Raw genomic sequence first — 14780 nt, forward strand, 5'->3', positions numbered from 1 at the left:
AGCGGGCCGCCACGCCGTTACAGGCAGGCAGGATTTCCGCTAGTCTTGGTTATCCAGTGAAGGAGCCATCCATGTTCGAATCCGCCGAAATCGGTCACAGCATCGACAAGGAAACCTTTGAAACCGAGGTGCCAGCCCTGCGCGAGGCACTGCTCGAAGCCCAGTACGAGCTCAAGCAGCAGTCGCGTTTCCCGGTGATCGTGCTGATCAACGGCATCGAAGGCGCCGGCAAGGGCGAGACGGTCAAGCTGCTCAACGAGTGGATGGACCCGCGCCTGATCGAGGTGCGCACTTTCGACCAGCAGACCGACGAAGAACTCGCCCGCCCGCCGGCCTGGCGCTACTGGCGCGCGCTGCCGCCGAAGGGGCGCATGGGCGTGTTCTTTGGCAACTGGTACAGCCAGATGCTCGAAGGCCGCGTGCATGGCCGCTTCAAGGACGCCGTGCTGGACCAGGCGATTGCCGGTGCCGAGCGCCTGGAGCAAATGCTCTGCGATGAAGGCGCGTTGATCATCAAGTTCTGGTTCCACCTGTCGAAAAACAGATGAAGGCGCGGCTCAAGGCCCTCAAGCAGGACCCGCTGCACAACTGGCGCATCAGCCCGCTGGACTGGCAGCAGTCCGAAACCTACGACCGTTTCGTGCGCTTTGGCGAGCGCGTGCTGCGCCGCACCAGCCGCGACTATGCGCCCTGGCATGTGGTTGAGGGCGTCGACCCGCATTACCGCAGCCTGGCGGTGGGGCGCATCCTGCTCGAAAGCCTGCAGGCGGCGCTTGCCAACAAACCGCGCAAACATGAAGGCAATGTGGCGCCGCTGGGGCGCAGTATCGACGACAAGAGCCTGCTCGGTGCGCTGGACATGACCCTGCGCCTGGACAAACGCGATTACGAAGAACAACTGGTCACCGAGCAGGCGCGCCTGGCCGGCCTGTTGCGCAACAAGCACATGCGCAAGCACGCCCTGGTGGCCGTGTTCGAAGGCAACGATGCCGCCGGCAAGGGCGGCGCGATCCGCCGCGTGGCGGCGGCGCTGGACCCGCGCCAATACCGCATCGTGCCGATTGCCGCGCCCACAGAAGAGGAGCGCGCGCAGCCTTACCTGTGGCGGTTCTGGCGGCATATCCCGGCGCGCGGCAAGTTCACCATCTTTGACCGCTCCTGGTATGGCCGGGTGCTGGTGGAGCGGGTCGAGGGGTTTTGCACGCCGGCGGACTGGATGCGTGCCTATGGCGAAATCAATGATTTCGAAGAGCAGTTACGCAATGCCGGCATTGTGGTGGTGAAGTTCTGGTTGTCGATCGACCAGCAGACCCAGCTTGAGCGCTTTGAGGAACGTGAGCAGATTCCGTTCAAACGCTACAAAATCACCGAGGAAGACTGGCGCAACCGCGAAAAGTGGGATGTGTATAGCGAGGCGGTAGGCGATATGGTCGACCGCACCAGCACCGAGATTGCACCCTGGACGCTGGTTGAGGCCAACGACAAGCGCTGGGCGCGGGTAAAAGTGCTGCGTACCATCAACCAGGCGCTGGAAGACGCATTCGCCAAGGACAAGAAGTAGGCCGCGATTTTCTGCCGTGAGCGGGCTTGTGGGGGCCGTCTTTGTGGGAGCGGGCTTGCCCCGCGATCAATGGTCCTGCCATCGCGGGGCAAGCCCGCTCCCACGTTTTGTTGCGGCCATGCCTTCAAGGAATGACCCAATGAATTCTTTTCCCGCATCCAGTCCCCAGCAACTTGCATCAAGCCCCTAGAATCAAGTCACCCCCACCCCGGGCCTGATCGAGGACACCATGCACACCACTTCTGGCCGTTGGGTCTTCGGCCTGCTGCTTGCCCTGCTGACTGCGCTGCTCTGGGGCATCTTGCCCATCAAGCTCAAACAGGTGCTGCAAGTGATGGACCCGGTGACCGTCACCTGGTACCGCCTGACGGTGTCTGGCACATTGCTGTTCGTATGGCTTGCGGCCAATCGGCGGCTGCCCTCGTTCAGCGCACTGGGCCACAAGCGCAAGGGTTTGGTGGTGGTGGCGATATTCGGGCTTTTGGGCAACTACGTGTTGTACCTGGTCGGCCTCAAGCTGCTCAGCCCCGGCACTGCACAACTGGTGGTGCAACTGGGGCCGGTGCTGTTGCTGGTGGCCAGCGTGTTTGTGTTCAAGGAGCGTTTCAGCGTCGGCCAAGGCATTGGTCTGGTGGTGTTGCTGGCGGGCTTCGGGCTGTTCTTCAATCAGCGCCTGGCAGAGTTGCTGGGCTCGCTCGGTACCTACACCACCGGGGTGCTGACGGTGGTGTTGGCCACCAGCATCTGGGTGTTCTATGCGCTGAGCCAGAAGCAGCTGCTGACGGTCTGGAACTCGCAGCAGGTGATGATGGTGATCTATATCGGCTGTGCGGCCCTGCTGACGCCGTGGGTACACCCGTTGGAGGCGTTGCAACTGAGCCCGTTGCAGGGTTGGCTGCTGCTGGCGTGCTGCCTGAATACCCTGGTGGCCTATGGCGCATTCGCCGAAGCCTTGGCGCACTGGGAAGCTTCGCGGGTCAGCGCGACCCTTGCCTTGACGCCGCTGGTGACCTTTGTGGCCGTGGCCATTGCGGCCTGGCTGTGGCCTGACTATGTGCATGCCGAGGACATCAACGCGCTGGGTTATTTCGGCGCGTTGACGGTGGTGCTCGGCTCGGCCTTGGTTGCCCTTGGGCCGTCGATTGTGGCCGGCTGGCGGGCGAGGGCGGCGCGGGCTGGGTGAAATATGGCGCCACTGTAGGAGCGGCCTTGTGTCGCGAAAGGGGGCGAAGCGCCCCTGAAATCTGTGCTTCACATTGATATCGCCGGGGCCGCTATACGGCCCTGTTCGCGACACAAGGCCGCTCCTACACCAACCGCGTAGAGCAGCCCCGGCACCGCAGGTCAGCCCTTGCCACCCGGCGCGAGCATATTCTCCGGCCTTACCCATTCATCGAACTGCTCATTGCTCAGGTAGCCGAGCGCAAGTGCGGCCTCGCGCAGGGTCTTGCCTTCGTTGTAAGCCTTCTTGGCGATTTCTGCTGCCTTGTCATAACCAATGTGCGGGTTCAGCGCCGTTACCAGCATCAACCCGCGCTCCAGGTGGGCGGCCATTTGCGCGGGGTCGGGCTCGATGCCGGCCACGCAATGCTCCTGGAAATTACGGCAGCCATCGGCGAGCAAGGTGATCGACTGCAACAGGTTGTGGATGATCACCGGCTTGAACACGTTCAACTGCAGGTGCCCCTGGCTTGCCGCAAAGGCAATCGCCGCATCGTTGCCAAGCACCTGGCAGGCCAGCATCGACAACGCCTCACACTGGGTCGGGTTGACCTTGCCAGGCATGATCGAGCTGCCCGGCTCGTTGGCCGGCAGGCGCACTTCGGCAAGCCCGGCGCGCGGGCCGGAGCCGAGCAGACGCAGGTCGTTGGCAATTTTCATCAGCGCCACGGCCAAGGTTTTGAGCGCACCGGCCAGGCTGGTGAGTGGCTCGTGCCCGGCGAGGGCGGCGAACTTGTTCGGCGCGGTGACGAAAGGCAGGCCCGACAGCGCCGCCAGCTCTGCGGCGATGGCTTCGGCAAACCCGTGCGGGGCATTCAGCCCGGTGCCCACCGCCGTACCGCCCTGGGCCAACTCGCACACCGCCGGCAAGGTGGCGCGGATAGCGCGCTGGGCGTAGTCGAGCTGGGCGACGAACGCCGAGACTTCCTGGCCGAAGGTGATGGGCGTGGCATCCATCATGTGTGTGCGGCCGGTTTTGACCAACTGGTGATGGCGGGCTGACAGCTCGGCCAGCCCGGAAGACAGCTCGGCGACCGCGGGCAGCAGTTGGTTGTGCACCGCTTGCACGGCTGCGATGTGCATGGCGGTAGGGAAGCAGTCGTTGGAACTTTGCGAGCGGTTGACGTGGTCGTTGGGGTGCACCGGCGCCTTACCGCCGCGGCCTTGGCCTGCCAGCTCGTTGGCACGCCCGGCAATCACCTCGTTGACGTTCATGTTGCTTTGCGTGCCGCTGCCGGTCTGCCATACCACCAGCGGGAATTGATCGTCGTGGGTGCCAGCGAGCACTTCATCGGCAGCCTGTTCGATCAGCCGGGCGATGTCGGCGGGCAGGTCGCCATTACGGTCGTTGACCCGGGCGGCGGCTTTCTTGATCAGCGCCAGGGCGTGCAGCACCGCCAGCGGCATGCGTTCGCTGCCGATGGCGAAGTTGATCAGCGAGCGCTGTGTCTGCGCGCCCCAGTAGGCCTGCTCAGGAACTTCGACCGGGCCCAGGCTGTCTGTCTCGATACGGCTCATGCTGCGCGCTCTCCTTGAATTAACCAGAACTCGCAGTTTAGGCCCTGAATCGACCGAGCGGTTCAGTCGCTCGTCGTGCCACTTGAGCACATCGCCACCACGGCGCAGAATGCTCTACTCTGAGGTACCCGCCTCCCTTTCTTGAAGGAAATGCAATGACCCGTCTCCGTGTCCTCTGTGCCGCCGTTGCCCTGGTTTGCGCCAGCGGCCAGGTACTCGCCGCAACTGCCAGCCACAACGCTGCCGCCGAGAAATTCCTGACCCTGGCCAATGCCGACAAGCTGGGTACCCCGGTGTACATGCAGGTCCAGCAGATGTTTGCCCAGCGCTTCGAGCAAACCAAGGCACCGGCCACCAAGAAGAACGTCCTCGACAGCTACACCGCCAAGGCCAATGCTGCCCTGGACAACGCCATTGGCTGGAAAAAGCTCAAGCCGCAAATGGTCAACCTGTACACCGCGACCTTCACCGAGGCCGAGCTCAACGACCTGGTCAAGTTCTACGAGTCGCCGCTGGGCAAGAAAGTCCTGCGTGAAATGCCCAAGGTTACCCAGCGTCGGCCCAGCTGACCCAGCAGAGCCTGGAACCTGCGGTACCTGTGGTCAACAAGCTGCTTGACGACATGACCAAGGAACTCGACCCGAACGCCGGCAAAGCCGTAGCGCCTGCCAAGAAGTGAGCCTGACGCGATGAGCATGCAGCAACGTATCGAGCAGCAACTGGCCGCGCTGGGTGACCAGCACCTTGAAGTGCACAACGAAAGCCACATGCATAGCCGTGGCCAGGAGTCGCACTACAAAGCCGTGCTGGTCAGCGCGCAGTTTGCCGGGCTCAACAGCGTCAAGCGCCACCAGAAGGTCTACGCCACCATGGGCGAGCTGATGGGGCAGATCCATGCCCTGGCCATCCACACCTACACCCCTGAAGAGTGGGCAGTGGTTGGGGTGGCGCCGGCTTCGCCGGTGTGCGCAGGCGGCGGGCACTGATTCCCGCCAGGGATTCTGCTAGACTTCGCCATCCTTCGGGGCCGCTGCGGGCCCATCGCGGCACCAGGCCGCTCCTGCACAGGCAGCAATGTCTTTGTGGGAGCGGCCTTTTGTCGCGAAAGCGGGGCAGCCCCAACCCTGTTCATGTAAACGCCCGGTTCGCCCCTTACGAGGGCAGCCACCTGGAGATTCAACGCAAATGACCCAACCGATCGTCGTGGCGGCGCTGTACAAATTCGTCACCCTCACAGACTACGTCGAACTGCGCGAGCCCCTGCTCAAGGCAATGCTCGACAACAACGTCAAAGGCACGCTGCTGCTGGCTGAAGAGGGTATCAACGGTACCGTGTCCGCCACCCGCGAAGGCATCGACGGCCTGCTGGCCTGGCTGCGCAACGACCCGCGCATGGTCGACATCGACCATAAAGAGTCGTACTGCGACGAACAACCGTTCTACCGCACCAAGGTCAAGCTGAAAAAGAGATCGTCACCCTGGGCGTGCCGGGCGTCGACCCGAACAAAGCCGTCGGCACCTACGTCGAGCCCAAGGATTGGAACGCGCTGATCAGCGACCCCGAAGTACTGCTGATCGACACCCGCAACGACTACGAAGTGGCCATCGGCACCTTCAAGGGCGCGGTCGACCCCAAGACCGAGACCTTCCGCGAGTTCCCCGAGTACATCAAGGCCAACTTCGACCCCGCCAAACACAAGAAGGTGGCGATGTTCTGCACCGGCGGTATCCGCTGCGAAAAAGCCTCCAGCTACATGCTCGGTGAGGGCTTCGAAGCCGTCTATCATCTCAAGGGTGGGGTGCTGAAGTACTTCGAAGAGGTGCCTCAGGAAGAAAGCCTGTGGGACGGCGACTGCTTCGTGTTCGACAACCGCGTCACCGTGCGCCACGACCTCAGCGAGGGCGAGTACGACCAGTGCCACGCCTGCCGCCACCCGGTCGATGCCAAGGACCGCGAGTCCGAGCATTACTCGCCTGGCGTGAGCTGCCCGCATTGCTGGGACACCCTCAGTGAGAAGACCCGCCGCAGTGCCATCGACCGGCAAAAGCAGATCGAACTGGCCAAGGCGCGCAACCTGCCACACCCGATCGGTTTCAACTACAAAGCCGAGGCCTGACCGATGTCCGCACGCCTGCTCTATGTGATGGACCCGATGTGCTCCTGGTGCTGGGGTTTTGCCCCAGTGGCCGAGGCCCTGTTCGCCCAGGCGCGCGAGGCCGGGGTGGCCACCCACCTGGTGCCAGGCGGGCTGCGCAGCGGCAGCAGTGCGCTGGATACCTCGACGCGCAAGTACATCCTTGAGCACTGGCAGGCGGTGCAGGATGCCACCGGGCAGCCGTTCAGCTTCGAAGGCGCGATGCCCGACGGTTTTGTCTACGACACCGAGCCTGCCTGCCGCGCCCTGGTAGCTGCCCGCGAGCTTGACGAGCCGCGCATGTGGGCGTTGCTCAAGCTGATCCAGCACGGGTTCTACGAGCAGGGCATCGACGTCACCCGCGCCCCGCAACTGGTCGACCTGGCCGAGCAGGCAGGCTTTGCCCGCGAGCCGTTTGCCCAGCAGTTCGCCTGCCCGCAGGTGCGTAAGGCCACGGTCGACGATATCGCCTGGGCCCGAGACCTGGGTATTGCCGGCTTCCCGACGCTGCTGGCCGAGCGCAACGGCCAGTTGGCGTTGGTGACCAATGGCTACCAACCCCTGGAGAGCCTGCAACCTTTGCTTGCTCGCTGGCTGCAGCAGGCCGCCTGTGCTTGATGCGCCAGGCTCGCCCGGCCCGACACCAGGGCAGCCGCCGGCGGCGCCAGATCGCCTGAGCTGGGCCGAAATCCGCCGCCTGGCGCTGCAGCATAAAAGGCCCTGTGGAGCGCCAACCTGGTAGCGGTGTTCGCCGCACTGTGCAGCGTGCCGATTCCGCTGTTGCTGCCGCTGCTGGTCGATGAAGTGCTGCTGGGCAATGGTGACGCGGCGCTGAAGTGGATGAACAACCTGCTGCCCGCTGGCTGGCAGGTGCCGGCCGGCTATATTGGCCTGATGCTCTGCGCCACCTTGTGCCTGCGCGTCTCGGCGCTGGCCTGCAACGTGGTGCAAGCCAGGTTGTTCGCGGGCCTGGCCAAGGACATCGTCTACCGCTTGCGCATCCGCCTGATCGAACGGCTCAAGCGCATCTCGCTCAAGGAATACGAAAGCCTGGGCAGCGGTACCGTGACCACCCATCTGGTCACCGACCTGGACACCCTCGACAAATTTGTCGGCGAAACCTTGAGCCGCTTCCTGGTGGCGATGCTGACCCTCACCGGCACCGCGGCCATCCTGATGTGGATGCACTGGAAGCTGGCGTTGCTGATTTTGCTGTTCAACCCGCTGGTGATCTTTTTCACCGTGCAGTTGGGCAAGCGCGTCAAGCACCTGAAAAAGCTCGAAAACGACAGCACCGGGCGCTTTACCCAGGCGTTGACCGAAACCCTCGATGCCATCCAGGAAATCCGCGCGAGCAACCGCCAGGGTTACTTCCTTGGCCGGCTTGGCCTGCGCGCCCGTGAAGTGCGCGACTATGCGGTGGCCTCGCAGTGGAAGAGCGACGCCAGCGGCCGCGCCCAGCGGGCTATTGTTCCAGTTCGGCATCGACATTTTCCGCGCGGCGGCCATGCTCACCGTGCTGTTTTCCGACCTGTCCATCGGCCAGATGCTGGCGGTGTTCAGCTACCTGTGGTTCATGATTGGCCCGGTGGAGCAACTGCTCAACCTGCAATACGCCTATTACGCCGCAGGTGGCGCCCTGAGCCGCCTCAACGAGCTGCTGTCGCGGGCTGACGAGCCGCAGTACGCCGCGGCCTGCGACCCGTTCAGCGCCCGCGAAACGGTCGGCATCGAAGTGCGTGACCTGCGCTTTGCCTATGCCGATGAACCGGTGCTGGACCAACTGAACCTGGCCATCGCCCCTGGCGAAAAGGTGGCAATCGTCGGCGCCAGTGGCGGCGGCAAGAGCACCTTGGTGCAGTTGCTGCTGGGGCTGTACAGCGCACAGGCCGGGACCATCCGCTTTGGCGGCGCCAGCCTTCAGGAAATCGGCCTGGAAACCCTGCGTGAAAACGTCGCAGTGGTGCTGCAGCACCCGTCGTTGTTCAACGACAGCGTGCGCGCCAACCTGACCATGGGCCGCGAGTGCAGCGACGAGGCCTGCTGGCAGGCGCTGCGTATCGCCCAGCTCGATGCGACCATCGCCGCACTGCCTCAGGGCCTGGACAGCATCGTCGGGCGCTCCGGCGTGCGCCTGTCGGGCGGGCAGCGCCAACGCCTGGCCATCGCCCGCATGGTACTGGCCGAGCCGAAGGTGGTGATCCTCGACGAAGCCACCTCGGCGCTGGATGCCGCCACCGAGTACAACCTGCACCAGGCGCTGGCGCGCTTTCTGAGCGGGCGCACCACCCTGATCATCGCCCACCGTCTGTCGGCCGTTAAACAGGCCGACCGTGTGCTGGTATTCGACGGCGGCCGCGTGGCGGAGGACGGCGACCATCAGCAGTTGATCGCCGACGGCGGGCTTTACGCCAAGCTCTACGGCCATCTGCAGCAGACCTGAGCGAATCGGCGGCAAACCTCCAACTGCAGCGGCACTGCTTTTTCTTGTCGCTTGCCGCTCGCCACTTGTCGCTGCTTCAGAGCAAATGGCCTACGCTGAGCGATGTCTAGGTCGATTCGTGCCTTATCTGCCGCAGTGACAGGGATTACATGAAGGGAAATCGGACTCTCGAAGCGCCACGGCTGCTGGGCATTATCTGGCCGTTTGTCGCCGTTGTAGCGTTCCAGGTGCTGCTGGGCAGCCTGAGCCTTTATGCCTTGTCTGCGATGCGCGCCTATGTTGCCGGCGAGAGCCTGTGGTCCAAGGCGCAGAAAGACGCCATCTACTACCTGAGCCTGTACGCCGACGACCGCCACCCGCTCACCTACCAGCGTTATCGCCAGGCCATTCTGGTGCCCCAGGGCGACCGCGAGCTGCGCGTTGCCCTCGATCAGCCGGTGCCCGACCTTGAGGCTGCACGCCAAGGCATCCTGCAAGGCGGCAACCACCCTGAGGATGTGGCCCGGATCATCTGGTTCTACCGCAACTTTCGCAATGTCAGCTACCTGCAGACGGCCATCGACTACTGGGACATCGGCGACGATTACCTGAGCCAGCTCGATGTGCTGGCCGGGCAGATGCGCCAGGGCTTTGCCACCGGCGCGGTCGATGCCCGCCAGGTGACCGACTGGAAGGCGCGCATCGTCGCCATCAACGACGGCGTAACGCCGGCGGCGAAAGCCTTCAGTGACGCCCTCGGTGAAGGCTCGCGGGTGCTGCTCAAGGTGCTGATGCTGACCAACCTGATCACCGCGTTGTTCTTGATTACCATGGCCTGGCGCCGCTCGAGCAAGCTGCTGGCCCAGCGCCAGGCATTTGCCAGTGCCCTGCAAGAGGAACAGGAGCGGGCGCAGATCACGCTCGGCTCGATTGGCGATGCGGTGATCACCACCGACGTCGACGGCTGCATCGCCTACATGAACCCAGCCGCCGAGCACCTCACCCACTGGCAGGCAGGCCAGGCCCAGGGCTTGCCGCTGTCGGCACTGTTCAGCCTGCTGGAGGAAGGCGCCGAGCGCGCAGCCCCACCTTGGTCGAGCAGGTGCTCAATGGCAGCCTCAAGGGTGGCGCCGAGCATGCCCGCTTGATCCAGCGTCTGGACGGCAGCACGGTGTCGGTCAACCTGGTCGGCTCGTCGATTCTGACCGATGGCCAGATCAGTGGCATGGTCATCGTGCTGCATGACATGACCCAGGAACGCCAGTACATCGCCAACCTGTCATGGCAGGCGACCCATGACGCCCTGACGGGCCTGGCCAACCGCCGCGAGTTCGAATACCGCCTGGAGCAGGCGCTCAATGTGCTGTCGCGCCAGGCAGGTCGGCATTCGCTGATGTTCCTGGACCTGGACCAGTTCAAGTTGGTAAACGACACCTGTGGCCATGCAGCAGGTGATGAACTGCTGCGTCATATTTGCGCGGTGTTGCAGTCAGGCTTGCGTGAGGGCGACACCCTGGCCCGGCTGGGCGGCGATGAGTTTGGCATCCTGCTCGAAAGCTGCGCGCCCGAGCAGGCCGAGCGCATCGCCGAGCAACTGCGCCAGGCGGTGCAGAGCCTGCACTTCGTGTGGAAGGGCAGGCCGTTCGTGACCACCGTCAGCATTGGCCTGGTGCATATTGCCCAGGCGCCGAACACGCTTGAAGCCTCGCTACGCGCCGCCGACATGGCCTGCTACATGGCCAAGGAAAGGGCCGCAACCGGGTACAGGTGTACCACGCCGACGATAGCGAATTGTCCATGCGCTTTGGCGAAATGGCCTGGATACAACGCCTGCACGTGGCGCTGGAAGAAAACCGCTTTTGCCTCTATGCCCAGGAAATCGCGCCGTTGCGCGGGCAGGATGAAACCGGCCATATCGAGATTCTGCTACGCCTGCACGATGAAAGCGGCCGCACCATCCTGCCGGACAGTTTCATCCCCGCTGCCGAGCGCTACGGCCTGATGACCGCGCTCGACCGTTGGGTGGTGCGCGGCGTGTTCCAGGTCATCCGGCAGTGCCTGGATGAAGGCCGTGAAGGGCCGTTGGCGGTCTGCGCGATCAACCTTTCGGGTACCAGTATTGGCGATGACAAGTTCCTTGAGTACCTGCACCGGCTGTTTGCCGAGTACGACATTCCGCCTCGCTTAATCTGTTTTGAAATAACCGAAACCAGCGCTATCGCCAATTTGGGAAGTGCGATTCGCTTTATTAATGAATTGAAAGGTTTGGGCTGCAAATTCTCGTTGGATGACTTCTGCGCCGGGATGTCGTCATTCGCCTATTTGAAACATTTGCCTGTAGACTTCCTGAAGATCGACGGAAGTTTCGTCAAAGACATGCTCGACGACCCGATCAACCGGGCGATGGTCGAAGTGATCAATCACATTGGCCACGTCATGGGCAAACGGACCATTGCCGAGTTTGTCGAGACGCCGCTCATCGAGCAGGCGTTGCAGGAAATCGGCGTTGACTACGCCCAGGGCTATCTCATCGAACGCCCGCAAGTGCTTACCTGCGACAGCTTGCAGCGCCAACGGATTGCGGCGAGGCCCCTGTTACACCGGGCGCCAGGGACCTTTCGCTAAGCTGCGCCCGGACTTCACAGGGAACCAAGGAGTCGACAGTGATTGATGCGTTCATAAGGATTGGACCATTGATGGATCCGGCCAGTTATCCAGACTGGGCCCAACAACTGATTAATGATTGTCGCGAAAGCAAGCGCCGGGTGGTGGAACATGAGTTCTATCAACGCCTGCGCGACGGGCAATTGCGCCCGGCGACCATTCGCCAATACTTGATTGGTGGCTGGCCGGTGGTTGAGCAGTTCTCGCTGTATATGGCCCATAACCTGACCAAGACCCGCTATGGCCGCCATGCGGGCGAGGATATGGCGCGGCGCTGGTTGATGCGCAATATCCGTGTTGAACTCAACCATGCCGATTACTGGGTGCACTGGTGTCAGGCCCATGGCATTCATTTGCATGAGTTGCAGGCCCAGGAAGTACCGCCCGAGCTCAATGGCCTCAATGATTGGTGCTGGCGCGTGTGCAGTACCGAGTCGCTGGCGATTGCCATGGCTGCGACCAATTACGCCATCGAGGGCGCCACGGGTGAGTGGTCGGCGGTGGTGTGTGCGGGGGGCTACGCCGAGGGCTTCCCGGAGGAGGGGCGCAAGCGCGCGATGAAGTGGCTGAAGATGCACGCGCAGTATGACGATGCGCACCCTTGGGAGGCGTTGGAGATCATCTGTACCTTGGTTGGTGAAAACCCAACCCTGGGGCTGCGTACCGAGCTGCGGCGAGCCATTTGCAAGAGCTACGACTGCATGTTCCTGTTCCTGGAACGCTGCATGCAGACCGAGGGCCGCCAGCAAGGGCGCCTGCGCCCGGCGTTGGCGGCGGGGTAAGTTACCGTGGGGATCCCCCCATGGTTTTGTACACCCCTGTTTTCGCCAGACATATCTCCTTGTGGCGAGCGGGCTTGTCCCGCGTTGGGCTGCGCAGCAGCCCTGAAAGCCAAGGGGCTGCTGCGCAGCCCAACGCGGGACAAGCCCGCTCGCCACAACTCTCTATCATTTCCCACAGGATTGGGTCCAACCAGCAATGGTGCGGTTGAGCGGGGCCTGCGATGGGCTGCATAGCAGCCCCGGCAATCACTCACCTTACTGCGCGTTCAGCGCCTGGCCATTCACTGCCTTGCTATCCGGCCCCATCAAATACAGGTAAACCGGCATGATTTCTTCAGGCAGCGGGTTGTTCTGCGGGTTCTCGCTCGGGTACGCCTGGGCGCGCATGGCGGTGCGGGTAGCGCCGGGGTTGATGCTGTTGGAGCGCACCGGCGCCACACCTTCGAGCTCGTCGGCCAAGGTCTGCATCAGGCCTTCGGTGGCGAACTTCGATACGCCGTAGGCGCCCCAGTAGGCCCGGCCCTTGCGCCCGACGCTGCTGGAGGTGAACACCACCGAGGCATCCTCGGACAGCTTGAGCAGCGGCAGCAGTGTGCTGGTCAGCATGAACGTGGCATTGACGTTGACGTGCATCACACGCATGAAGTTATCGCCCGACAACTGCTCGGTCGGCGTGCGTGGGCCGATGATCGAGGCATTGTTGAGCAGCCCGTCGAGGCGCCCGAACTGCTCCTCGATCATTACCGCCAACTCGTCGTACTGGTGGGGCAGGGCGGTTTCCAGGTTGAACGGGATCACCGCAGGCTGTGGATGGCCGGCGGCCTCGATCTGGTCGTAGACCTCGTTGAGGTTGGCTTCGGTCTTGCCCAGCAGCAGCACGGTGGCACCCAGTGCGGCATACGCCTTGGCGGCGGCAGCGCCGATGCCACGGCCGGCGCCGGTGACCAGGATGATGCGGCCTTTGAGCAGGTCGGGGCGGGCGGTGTAGTCGAACATTGAGATTTCCCTGTTTTCTCCGGGGGCTGCGGCTAACGCCTGCAGCCGTTGCAACTCAGCAGCCGCACAGCGCGCTGTCGATCACCTTGCGCAGGTCCAGCGGGTGGTCCACCACCACATCTGCCCCCCAGTTGTTGGGGTTGTCCTGCGGATGAATATAGCCATAGCGCACGGCGGCGGTGCGAGTGCCGGCGTCACGCCCGGACTCGATATCGCGCAGGTCGTCACCGACGAACAAGACGCTGGCCGGGTCCAGCTTGAGGGTGTTGCAGGCCAGGATCAGCGGCTCGGGGTCGGGCTTGCTGTTCTTCACGTGGTCCGGGCAGATCAGCAGCGCCGAGCGCTCGGCCAGGCCCAGGCGCTGCATGATCGGCTCGGCGAAGCGCAGCGGCTTGTTGGTGACCACGCCCCACAGCATATTGCCTTGCTCGATATCGGCGAGCAGCTCGGCCATACCGTCGAACAGCTTGCTGTGCACCGCGCAGTCGTGCTGATAGCGCTCCAGGAACTCCAGGCGCAGGGCCTCGAAACCTTCGGCCTCAGGGGCCATGTCGAAGGTGGCGGCGACCATGGCGCGGGCGCCACCGGAAATCACCCCGCGAATACGCGCGTCATCGACCGCAGGCAGGCCGCGCTCGGCAAGCATCGCCTGGCAGATGGCGATGAAGTCCGGCGCGGTGTCCAGCAGCGTGCCGTCCATGTCGAAGAGTACTGCTCGAAGGCGCATGCTCATTCCTCGCGCAGGGTCTGGATCATGTAGTTGACGTCAACGTCGTTGCTCAGCTTGTAGTGCTTGGTCAGCGGGTTGTAGGTCAAGCCGATGATGTCCTTCACTTCAAGGCCGGCCACACGGCTCCAGGCGCCAAGCTCGGAAGGGCGGATGAATTTCTTGAAGTCGTGGGTACCGCGCGGCAGCATCTTGAGGATGTACTCGGCGCCGATGATGGCCAGCAAGTACGCCTTGGGGTTGCGGTTGATAGTGGAGAAGAACACCTGGCCGCCCGGCTTGACCATGCGGTAGCAGGCGCGGATTACCGAAGACGGGTCGGGGACGTGTTCGAGCATTTCAAGGCAGGTGACCACGTCGAACTGCTCGGGCATTTCCTCGGCCAGGGCTTCGGCGGTGATCTGCCGGTACTCGACCTCGACGCCCGACTCCAACTGGTGCAGGCGGGCCACGGCCAGCGGTGCCTCGCCCATGTCGATGCCGGTGACGCTGGCGCCGCGCTGGGCCATGGCTTCGCTGAGAATGCCGCCGCCGCAACCGACGTCCAGCACCTTCTTGCCAGCCAGGCTGACCCGCTCATCGATCCAGTTGACCCGCAGCGGGTTGATGTCGTGCAGCGGCTTGAACTCGCTTTCGCGGTCCCACCAGCGGTGTGCCAGGGCTTCGAATTTGGCGATTTCGGCGTGGTCGACGTTGCTCATCTGAACAGTCCTCTGAAAGCTTCTATAAATACTGTCACAGCCACACGCCAAGG

The 14780-nt window shown here is 63.2% G+C and carries 8 protein-coding genes and 5 pseudogenes; 9 read left to right on the top strand and 4 right to left on the bottom strand.

Annotation, left to right across the window (positions count from 1 at the left end; genetic code table 11):
* Nucleotides 1–71: 71 nt before the first annotated feature.
* A pseudogene (gene pap, locus HU719_RS03410) lies at nt 72–1561 on the top strand (polyphosphate:AMP phosphotransferase).
* Nucleotides 1562–1790: 229 nt separating this feature from the next.
* On the top strand, nt 1791–2744 hold the full coding sequence (locus HU719_RS03415; RefSeq protein WP_186536988.1) for a DMT family transporter: 954 nt from the start codon (nt 1791–1793) through the stop codon (nt 2742–2744).
* Between the two features lie 161 nt (nt 2745–2905).
* On the opposite strand, the gene HU719_RS03420 is transcribed toward HU719_RS03415, so the two are convergent.
* On the bottom strand, nt 2906–4300 hold the full coding sequence (locus tag HU719_RS03420) for a class II fumarate hydratase (protein ID WP_186521380.1): 1395 nt from the start codon (nt 4298–4300) through the stop codon (nt 2906–2908).
* A gap of 155 nt (nt 4301–4455) precedes the next feature.
* On the opposite strand from HU719_RS03420, the pseudogene HU719_RS03425 reads away from it, so the two are divergent.
* The 7 genes and pseudogenes from HU719_RS03425 (at nt 4456) to HU719_RS03455 (ending at nt 12303) form a co-directional block, all read left to right on the top strand.
* Nucleotides 4456–4979 (top strand): annotated as a pseudogene (locus HU719_RS03425) (DUF2059 domain-containing protein).
* A gap of 10 nt (nt 4980–4989) precedes the next feature.
* Nucleotides 4990–5286 carry a BolA family protein gene (locus tag HU719_RS03430; RefSeq protein WP_186521376.1) on the top strand — a complete coding sequence of 99 codons (297 nt, stop codon included), beginning with the start codon at nt 4990–4992 and terminating at the stop codon, nt 5284–5286.
* Between the two features lie 199 nt (nt 5287–5485).
* Nucleotides 5486–6417: pseudogene (trhO, locus tag HU719_RS03435) on the top strand (oxygen-dependent tRNA uridine(34) hydroxylase TrhO).
* A gap of 3 nt (nt 6418–6420) precedes the next feature.
* Complete coding sequence (locus HU719_RS03440) at nt 6421–7053, top strand: DsbA family protein (RefSeq protein ID WP_186521373.1); 633 nt, start codon at nt 6421–6423, stop codon at nt 7051–7053.
* Nucleotides 7046–8878: pseudogene (locus HU719_RS03445) on the top strand (ABC transporter ATP-binding protein). Before HU719_RS03440 ends, HU719_RS03445 begins: the two are co-directional and overlap by 8 nt.
* A gap of 149 nt (nt 8879–9027) precedes the next feature.
* A pseudogene (locus HU719_RS03450) lies at nt 9028–11482 on the top strand (EAL domain-containing protein).
* A gap of 38 nt (nt 11483–11520) precedes the next feature.
* Nucleotides 11521–12303, top strand: coding sequence for an iron-containing redox enzyme family protein (locus HU719_RS03455; protein ID WP_186536984.1), 783 nt, complete (start codon nt 11521–11523; stop codon nt 12301–12303).
* Nucleotides 12304–12558: 255 nt separating this feature from the next.
* On the opposite strand, the gene HU719_RS03460 is transcribed toward HU719_RS03455, so the two are convergent.
* The 3 genes from HU719_RS03460 to ubiG are packed head-to-tail and all read right to left on the bottom strand — an operon-like array spanning nt 12559 to nt 14727.
* Nucleotides 12559–13299: a YciK family oxidoreductase gene (locus HU719_RS03460; protein WP_186518158.1), complete on the bottom strand. Its 741-nt coding sequence runs from the start codon at nt 13297–13299 to the stop codon at nt 12559–12561.
* A gap of 55 nt (nt 13300–13354) precedes the next feature.
* Nucleotides 13355–14026, bottom strand: coding sequence for an N-acetylmuramic acid 6-phosphate phosphatase MupP (gene mupP / locus HU719_RS03465; protein ID WP_186535766.1), 672 nt, complete (start codon nt 14024–14026; stop codon nt 13355–13357).
* A 2-nt stretch (nt 14027–14028) separates the two neighbouring features.
* Nucleotides 14029–14727, bottom strand: coding sequence for a bifunctional 2-polyprenyl-6-hydroxyphenol methylase/3-demethylubiquinol 3-O-methyltransferase UbiG (gene ubiG, locus HU719_RS03470; protein ID WP_186518156.1), 699 nt, complete (start codon nt 14725–14727; stop codon nt 14029–14031).
* Nucleotides 14728–14780 lie beyond the last annotated feature (53 nt).

This window comes from Pseudomonas farsensis, from assembly GCF_014268805.2.
Classification (GTDB): Bacteria; Pseudomonadota; Gammaproteobacteria; order Pseudomonadales; family Pseudomonadaceae; genus Aquipseudomonas; species Aquipseudomonas farsensis.

What these genes read in the sequence shown, in the direction of transcription:
- HU719_RS03430 (WP_186521376.1), top strand. Translation starts at nt 4,990, where the DNA reads ATGAGCATGCAGCAACGTATCGAGCAGCAACTGGCCGCGCTGGGTGAC.
- mupP (WP_186535766.1), bottom strand. Translation starts at nt 14,026, where the DNA reads ATGCGCCTTCGAGCAGTACTCTTCGACATGGACGGCACGCTGCTGGAC.
- HU719_RS03415 (WP_186536988.1), top strand. Translation starts at nt 1,791, where the DNA reads ATGCACACCACTTCTGGCCGTTGGGTCTTCGGCCTGCTGCTTGCCCTG.
- HU719_RS03460 (WP_186518158.1), bottom strand. Translation starts at nt 13,299, where the DNA reads ATGTTCGACTACACCGCCCGCCCCGACCTGCTCAAAGGCCGCATCATC.
- ubiG (WP_186518156.1), bottom strand. Translation starts at nt 14,727, where the DNA reads ATGAGCAACGTCGACCACGCCGAAATCGCCAAATTCGAAGCCCTGGCA.
- HU719_RS03440 (WP_186521373.1), top strand. Translation starts at nt 6,421, where the DNA reads ATGTCCGCACGCCTGCTCTATGTGATGGACCCGATGTGCTCCTGGTGC.
- HU719_RS03420 (WP_186521380.1), bottom strand. Translation starts at nt 4,300, where the DNA reads ATGAGCCGTATCGAGACAGACAGCCTGGGCCCGGTCGAAGTTCCTGAG.